Below are 8,376 nucleotides of genomic sequence, written 5' to 3' on the forward strand. Positions count from 1 at the left end.
CCCTATATCTAAACCGCGATCAGAACGTGAAATTCTTCAACGCATCCGGCATGCCCTGCGCCATCGCCGCCTGCTCCTTGGCGGCGTAAGTCTGCGCATCCCACAGCTCGAAATGGCTGCCCATGCCCAACAACATGACTTCTTTCTCCAACCCGGCGGCCAAACGCAATTCCGGCGAAACGAGAATCCTGCCGGCGCTGTCGAGATCGATATCCGACGCGTTGCCGAGGAAAATCCGGCGCCACCAGTGCGCGTCCATCGGCAGCGCGGCGATCTTTTGACGGAAGAGCTCCCACTCCGGGCGCGGAAACAGCAACAGGCAGCCGTCCGGGTGCTTGGTCAGCGTCACCCGTCCTTCTGCCTGTCCTTGCAGCGCTTCCCGATAGCGAGACGGAACCGACATCCGCCCTTTCGCATCGAGCGTCAGCGCCGACGCCCCTTGGAACACTTTCCTCTCCCCGTTCAGCGCGTCGTGCTGCCCTCGCGCGATCTAGAAAATCTAGCCGAAACAGCCCGATAAATCACACAAAAATACACTTTCTCACACTGCCTCCCACTTTAGAGTAGCGCCCAAGGCCGGTCAAGGGAGAAACCCGTTTTTTTGACGAATTTTGTTAGTTAGAACAAGGACTTACGTTCGGTCTTTCATGTCACGCGAAAATACCGAAAAACGTTATAAATGAATGAGCTACTGCATGTTGTGAAGGTGATACGTGAAAAGCTCGGGACAAAGGCGTGGGCGAAAAGCGTTCTGCGGGGTGGGAGGGGCGGAGGCTAGGCGAATTTCGAAGGCGAGAGTGGACGATGCGGCGTGCATCGTCCCGTGCTTACGTTTTCACACGTAGTAGGCGGTGCGGGTCATGACTTTCGACGCGGCCCGCATCAGCGCGCGAACCGGAAAGGGCAGCTCGACGCCGCCCGATTCCGTCGCGGTCTTGCCGTGCGATATCTCGTCGATTCGCATTTGATCGACGATCGCGCGCGACTCTCGGTCGGCCTCCGGCAGCTTCTTCAGATGGCTCTCCAGATGCCGTTCGACCTGGCGCTCCGTCTCCGCCATGAAGCCGAGACTCGCCTTATCGCCGAGGCTGCCCGCCGCAAATCCGATGGCCAGCGCACCCGTGTACCAGAACGGATTCAGCAGACTCGGACGCGAATCGAGTTCAGCGAGCCGCTTTGCGGTCCACGCCAGATGGTCTTCCTCCTCGCTTGCCGCATGTTCGAAGGCCGCCTTGAGCACGGGCGAGTTAGTTGCCAGTTTTTGCGCCTGATAAAGCGCCTGCGCACAAACCTCGCCGACATGATTGACGCGCATCAGCCCGGCCGAATGCGCGCGCTCCGCCGGAGTCAACTGGGCTGGCTCAGCGGGTTCGCTTTCCGCAGCGGGAGGCGTCGGAACGGGACGGCTCATGCGACTAACGCCTGTCATCGACCGTAAACCCCGGTCAAATTCGGTGATCAATTCGTCTAGCGTCATCCATTTCTCCCTGATTCGCATGGTCCACACGGTGCATGCATCCCACTCGCATCGTCGGCGCTCGGTGCCGCGATGCCTCTCGAGCACCTTCGCTCGACATTAAAAGGGCGGTAAACCCTTAAGTCTAGACGATGTCGCACAAATGAAACAGAAAGCTTCCAAACGGCTTTCTTTTGTTTGTCATACCTATTCACTTTGTTACATTACATTCGGCTTTTCGCGAAGCCAAAACCACTCGATGGTTAGTAATCCAAAATTATCGATTTCTCAATTCTCAAAAAAGACAGGCAAATCTACGGAGATACATCGGATGAAGAAATCGCTTTTCGCGCTCGCTGCCTGAGTGCGTTCGCCGCCACCGCCTACCCCCAAAACAGCGTGACGCTATACGGCGTTGTCGACGCAGGCATCATGCTCAACAACAACAGCAGTGGGCACCAGGAGTACCGCCAATCGGGAGGCGGCATGCAAGGCAACCGTTTCGGCCTGAGAGGCAGCGAAGACCTCAGCGGCGCATGGAAGGCGCTGTTCGTGCTGGAAAACGGCTTCGTCGTCGAGAGCGGCAAGCTCGGCCAAGGCGGCAGCGAGTTCGGTCGCCAGGCGTTCGTCGGCCTGTCGAGCGACGCGTACGGCAAGCTCACGCTGGGCCGCCAATACGACTCCGTCGTCGACATGGTCGGTGCCCTGGAGAGCGGCAGCCAATGGGCGGGCTATACCGGCGCACACCCGGGCGATCTGGGCAATATGAACAACCGGAACCGGGTGAACAACGCGGTCAAGTACACAAGCCCCAATTTCGGCGGCCTGCCCCCGCCCGTCGTCATGTTGTTCGACGAGACCGCGTTTGTTAACCTCAATCCGAACAGCTTTGCCGGCACCGCGACATTCAACAACGCCGAAGTCAACTTCAAGTATCAGTTGACGCCGATGCTCCTCGCCGGGGTCGCCTATCAGTACACGCACGGCCCGTCGATGCCGGCCGGCAGCGGCGCGAGGTGTCACCAGGTCAACGTGGGCGCGGACTACTTCCTGTCGAAGCGCACCGACGTCTATTTGATCGGCGCATGGCAGCACGCCTCCGGCTATGACTCCACCAACACGAAGGCCGTGGCGGCGATCAACGGCGTGACGCCGTCGAACACGCAAAACCAGGTGGTGACGACGGTCGGAATTCGCCACAAGTTCTAATAGACGAAAGCGCAACCGGCTTGACAGACAAGGCGCCTTCGGGCGCCTTGTCTTTTGCGCAATGCCGCGTCCCGCGAAAACGGGCGGCCCGGCAAACGTAAAAAGCCCTCGGGCACACCGTCGGGTTTTGCAAGTACGCCGCAGTTCGCGCGGCGCACCCAGAGCATCGGCACGCCTCGCTAAGCTTTCCCGTCGCGAAGCTCGCGACGCAGGATCTTGCCGACATTCGTCTTCGGCAGCTCGTTGCGAAACTCAATGAGCTTCGGACGCTTGTATCCGGTCAGTTGCTCCTTGCAGAAGGCGAAGACGTCGGTATCGGTGAGCGCCGGGTCCTTCTTGACGATGAAAAGCTTCACGGCCTCCCCCGAATGCTGGTCCGGCACGCCGACCGCCGCGACTTCGAAGACGCCCGGGTGCTTCGCGACCACATCCTCGATCTCGTTCGGATAGACATTGAAGCCCGATACCAGAATCATGTCCTTCTTCCGATCGACGATCTTCACGAAGCCGCGCTCGTCCATGACGCCGATGTCGCCTGACTTGAAGAAGCCGTCGGCCGTCATGACCTTCGCCGTTTCGTCCGGACGATTCCAGTAGCCCGCCATCACCTGCGGTCCGCGAATGCAGATCTCGCCTGCTTCGCCCGATGGCAGCGCGTTGCCGTCGTCGTCGCGAATCGAGACTTCCGTCGAAGGCAGCGGCACGCCGATCGTGCCGCTGTATTCCGTCGCGGTGACGGGATTGCATGTCACGCACGGCGAGGTTTCAGAAAGACCGTAGCCTTCGACAATCGGAGAATGCGTGGCCGCATACCAGCGTTTCGCCACCGCCTCCTGGACCGCCATCCCCCCACCGTTCGCGACCATGAGCTTCGAGACGTTCAACTTCGAAAAATCGGGGTGGTTGAGCATCGCGTTGTAGAGCGTGTTGACGGCTGGCAGCGTGTTGATCGCATAGCCTTTCAACTGCTTGATCATTCCAGCGATATCGCGCGGATTCGGAATCAGGATGCCGAGGCCGCCCGTGCGCAGCGTGAGAAACCCGCAGACCGTCAGTGCAAATACGTGATAGAGCGGCAGCGCGATGACGTTGATCACCTGGTCGACATCGGTTCGCAACGCGTGCGCCGGCTCGTGCCACGCCGCGGACTGCAGCACGTTCGCGACAATGTTCCGATGGGTGAGCGTCGCGCCTTTGGCGACGCCGGTTGTCCCGCCGGTGTACTGAAGGAACGCGATGTCGCCCGGTCCCACTTGGACCGCCTTGAACGGGTGACGGCCGCCTTCCGAGACGGCGTCGTTGAATTTGACGTGGCCCGGCAGGCTCCACGCGGGCACCATCTTTTTGATGCGCCGCACGACGAAATTGACGAGCAGCCCATTGGCCCCCAGCAAGTCGCCCATCGACGACACGATCACATGCTTGACCGACGTGTTGCGCACGACAGCCTGCAGAGTCACCGCGAAATTCTCGAGCAGGATGATCGCTTCGGCGCCGCTGTCCTTGAGCTGATGTTCAAGTTCGCGCGGCGTGTAGAGCGGGTTCACGTTCACGACGGTGTAGCCCGCGCGCAGGATTGCGGCGATCGCCACCGGATACTGCAACACGTTCGGCATCATGATCGCGATACGCGCGCCGCGGGCGAGCCCTTTCGACTGAAACCACGCGCCGAGCTTGCGCGATTGCTCGTCGAGCTCGCCGTAGGTCATCGATTTGCCCAGGCACACGAACGCGGGCTTTGCGCGGTATCGGCCGAAGCTCTCTTCGAGCAGTTCGCCGACGGAAGCGTACTGAGCGGGATCGATCTCGGCGGGGACGCCAGGCGGATATGACTTCAGCCAAATTTTTTCCATCGGGCGTCTCCTCTGATTTTAGAATGGTCGTGCTAAACGACGAATCCTAGCCGCTCACCCGCGCGGAAACAACCGGGTTAGACACTGTTCTCGAACACCTCCTCGAATTTAGACTGAGGTCTCAGGCGGCCTGTGCCGCGGTGCTTGCGCGAGGTGCTTCCGCGAGGTGCTTCCGAATTGTCAGGCGCGCTCGACTTCGACAAGACAATCGTAGAAAGTCGCCGATCCGCCTAGGTCGGTAAGCGCCTGGCTCGTGACTTGATTGGCGTTTCGTCCGTCAGGAGCGAGCTTCTTCCACCAGATCGACAAGCCGACCACGACGCCCTGCCGCGCCCGCTCCGTCACCCGAGCCCGCACTTGCATCGAGCCGCGATCGTTAAAGACGAGCACGAGGTCGTTTTCTCCGATGTTGCGGGGAGCCGCATCGGCCGGGTGGATGTCGAGATGCGGCTCGCCTTCCGTCGAGCGCAGGCTCTCCACGTTGACGAAGCTGCTGTTCAGGAAATTGCGCGCGGGCGGCGAAATCATCGCGAGCGGATAGCGCGCGGCCAGCTCCGGCGCGCCGTCGGCGGATTCGTACGGCGGCAGATAGTCGGGCACCGGATCGACTCCTTCGGCGGCAAGCCTCGGGCTCACGAATTCGCATTTCCCCGACGGCGTGCGAAAACCGCCATTGGCGAAAGGCGCATCGGACAGCTTCAGCTTGATCCAGCCAGTCTTCTTGAGCGAGTCCCAATCGGTCCCGTCGATGGTCGGATCGGTCCAGCGCAACGCCGTACGTGCGACCGCCTCGTCGGTTTCGTACAGCGCCGGCTCCTGCAAGCCCATCGAGCGGGCAATGCCGCGGAAGATCTCCGTGTTCGGCAATGCATCGCCAACCGGCGGAATCGCGGGCTCGTTCACCATTACATACGTGTGCCCGTAAGACTTGTGAAGATCGAAATGCTCCAATTGAGTCGTGGCCGGCAGCAGCAGATCGGCGTAGTCGGCCGTATCGGTCTGGAAATGCTCGAGGACGATCGTGAATAGATCCTCCCGCGCAAATCCGGCCGCCACCCGCTCCGAATCCGGCGCGACCGCGACCGGGTTCGAGTTATAGACGATGATCGCTTCTATTTTCGGCCCGAACGCGGCGTCGCCGGGATGCAGCAGCGCGTCTCCGATCACGTTCATGTTGACGATGCGCGGCTGGTTGGCCGGCCATCCCGGTATCAGATCGGGACGTTGAAGCGCGTGCCCGTCGACCGGCGCCCAGCTCGACGAGGACATCAGCAGGCCGCCCGCCCGATCGCGCCACGCGCCGGTCAAAGACGGCAGGCAGGCGATCGCGCGCGTTGCATTGCCGCCGCCGCGCACGCGCTGCATGCCGTAGTTCAGGCGAATGGCGGACCTGCGCGTCTTGCCATAGAGCCGCGCCAGATCGACGATTTCGTGCTCCTCGACGCCGCAGATCTGCGCAGCCCGCGACGGCGGATACGCGAGCGCACGCGCCTTGAGTTCGTCGAATCCCAGCGTATGCGCGGCAATATAAGCGTGATCCAATAAGTCTTCGACGATCAGCACGTGCATCATCCCCAATGCCAACGCGCCGTCCGTGCCCGGGCGCAGCGCGATGTGCTGGTGGCACTTCTCGGCGGTGAGCGAGCGATAAGGATCGATCGCGACAAGCCGCGCGCCCCGGCGCTTCGCCTCTTGCGCACGCGTCCAGAAATGCAGGTTCGACGCGATCGGGTTGGCACCCCAAATCAAAATCAGCTCGCTCTCTTCGAAGAACTCGCTGTGCATGCCGATGCTTGCGCCGTACGTATACTTGAGGCCAGCCGCTCCGGCCGCGGCGCAAATCGTGCGATCCAGCCGCGACGCTCCCAGCTTATGAAAAAAGCGCTGGGCGATGCTGTCGCCCTGAACGAGCCCCATCGTGCCCGCGTAGCTGTAGGGCAAAAGCGCTTGCGGCTCGCGTTTCGTAATTTCGGACAGCCGGGAAGCCGCGAGAGTGAACGCCTCATCCCAACTGATCGGTTCGAACTTGCCCTCGCCCTTGCAGCCAACACGCTTGAGCGGCGTCGTCAGACGCTTCGGATGGTGAACGCGCTCGGGATATCGACTGACTTTCGTGCACAGCACCCCTTGCGTCGGTGGATGATCGGGGTCGCCGACCACGTTGATCGCCCGGCCGTTTTCTACCGTGACCCTCATCGCGCAAGTGTCCGGGCAATCGTGCGGGCAAACGGCGCGAGCGAATTCGGTGGGGGCGTTCATCGTCGGTGTCCGTAATGGTCGTAGCGAATTGATTTAGTCGCTACTTTTATCGCGACAGGGCGTTGCAATTTTATTACGCCTGGGCGCGCCACGCCCCCGAGCCGTTATTGACGTCGAATCGCCCAAAAAGCACTTCGGCGTAGAATGAAACGGCAAGCATCCCCTCCGTCCTCAGGACGTAACGCACAACAAAGCCGAACGCATCATGAAACTCATCCCCGAAATTCAAGCCGCGCGAGGCGAAATCCAAACGCTTCGACGACAGATCCACTCCCATCCCGAACTGCGCTACGAAGAAGTTCAGACCTCCGACCTGGTTGCTCAACGCCTGACTGAATGGGGCATCGAAGTGCACCGCGGCTTCGGCAAAACGGGAGTGGTCGGTGTCCTGAAGCGCGGCACTGGAACGCGCTCGGTCGGTCTTCGCGCCGACATGGATGCGCTGCCGATTCAAGAGCTCAACACCTTCGAACATCGCTCGCAACACGCGGGGAGGATGCACGCCTGCGGCCACGACGGACACACGGCGATGCTCCTCGGCGCCGCGCAATTTCTTGCAAAGCACGGCGATTTTGATGGAACGATCGTCTTCATCTTTCAACCGGCCGAGGAAGGCGGCGCCGGCGCCAAGGCCATGATCGATGACGGCCTGTTTGTGAAATTCCCCATCGAAGCGGTATTTGGCATGCACAACTGGCCGGGCATGCCTGCCGGTTATTTTGGCGTGACCGAAGGCCCGATCATGGCGTCGAGCAACGAGTTTCGCATCGAGATCAAGGGCGTGGGCGCGCATGCCGCATTGCCGCACAACGGCCGCGACCCGGTGTTCACCGCGGTGCAGATCGCGAACGCCCTGCAGAGCATTATCACGAGGAACAAGAAACCGCTCGATACGGCGGTCCTTTCAGTCACGCAAATTCATGCTGGCGATGCGGTGAATGTCGTTCCGGACGACGCTTGGCTCGCAGGAACAGTACGCACGTTCACGACCGAGACGCTCGATTTGATCGAGTCGCGTATGCGAAAGATCGTCGAGGCCACGGCATCGGCCTACGATTGTTCTGCCGACGTGACGTTCCACCGGAACTATCCGCCGACAATCAACAGCCCGAAGGAAACGCAGTTCGCCGCTGAAGTCATGCGGGAAATTGCGAGCGCCGATCACGTCGACGGCGCCGTTGAACCAACGATGGGCGCGGAGGATTTTGCCTTCATGTTGTTGGCGAAGCCCGGCTGCTACGCTTTTATCGGCAATGGCGAGGGGACGCACCGAGAAATTGGTCACGGTGCCGGACCATGCATGCTGCACAACGCGAGCTACGATTTCAACGACGAATTACTTCCGATTGGTTCGACGTATTGGGTGAGACTCGCTCAGCGCTTTTTGTCTGCGGAACGAGTGTAGCGGGCGCTAAGGGGCGTTGCGACAATCCGCGCCGATAGAAGCGATGGTGGTCAACGGCCGATCGGTGCGTCGACCCTTCGATGGAGAATCGATGTAAGGCGGCTGGCCATGTCGGTCCGCTTGCGCCAAGACGCGAAACGCGGCGCGCACAGCGCGTGCGAGCATGCGGGTTGGGGGTGAGGGGCTGGCCGGTC

Annotated in this window: 5 protein-coding genes and 1 pseudogene; 2 read left to right on the forward strand and 4 right to left on the reverse strand. The window is 60.9% G+C overall.

Translation table 11 applies throughout. The features are described from left to right. Positions 1-19: 19 nt before the first annotated feature. Both mraZ and coq7 read right to left on the reverse strand, forming a co-directional pair. A complete protein-coding gene (gene mraZ / locus J3489_RS15480; RefSeq protein WP_137333922.1) occupies positions 20-448 on the reverse strand; it encodes a division/cell wall cluster transcriptional repressor MraZ in 429 nt (142 codons plus the stop codon). A gap of 387 nt (positions 449-835) precedes the next feature. Continuing rightward, complete coding sequence (gene coq7, locus J3489_RS15485; RefSeq protein WP_206999408.1) at positions 836-1,477, reverse strand: 2-polyprenyl-3-methyl-6-methoxy-1,4-benzoquinone monooxygenase; 642 nt, start codon at positions 1,475-1,477, stop codon at positions 836-838. A gap of 310 nt (positions 1,478-1,787) precedes the next feature. Here coq7 and J3489_RS15490 point away from each other — a divergent pair. Then, positions 1,788-2,665: pseudogene (locus J3489_RS15490) on the forward strand (porin). Between the two features lie 179 nt (positions 2,666-2,844). Here the strand turns inward: J3489_RS15490 and J3489_RS15495 are convergent. Continuing rightward, positions 2,845-4,518, reverse strand: a complete 1,674-nt coding sequence (locus tag J3489_RS15495) for a long-chain fatty acid--CoA ligase (RefSeq protein ID WP_206999410.1) — start codon at positions 4,516-4,518, stop codon at positions 2,845-2,847. 180 nt (positions 4,519-4,698) lie between these two features. Beyond that, positions 4,699-6,777 carry a molybdopterin-containing oxidoreductase family protein gene (locus J3489_RS15500; RefSeq protein ID WP_206999411.1) on the reverse strand — a complete coding sequence of 693 codons (2,079 nt, stop codon included), beginning with the start codon at positions 6,775-6,777 and terminating at the stop codon, positions 4,699-4,701. Between the two features lie 205 nt (positions 6,778-6,982). Between J3489_RS15500 and J3489_RS15505 the strand changes: the two genes are divergently transcribed. Next, on the forward strand, positions 6,983-8,182 hold the full coding sequence (locus J3489_RS15505; protein WP_206999412.1) for a M20 aminoacylase family protein: 1,200 nt from the start codon (positions 6,983-6,985) through the stop codon (positions 8,180-8,182). Positions 8,183-8,376 lie beyond the last annotated feature (194 nt).

The organism is Trinickia mobilis, from assembly GCF_017315705.1.
In the GTDB taxonomy this organism is placed as follows: domain Bacteria; phylum Pseudomonadota; class Gammaproteobacteria; order Burkholderiales; family Burkholderiaceae; genus Trinickia_A; species Trinickia_A mobilis.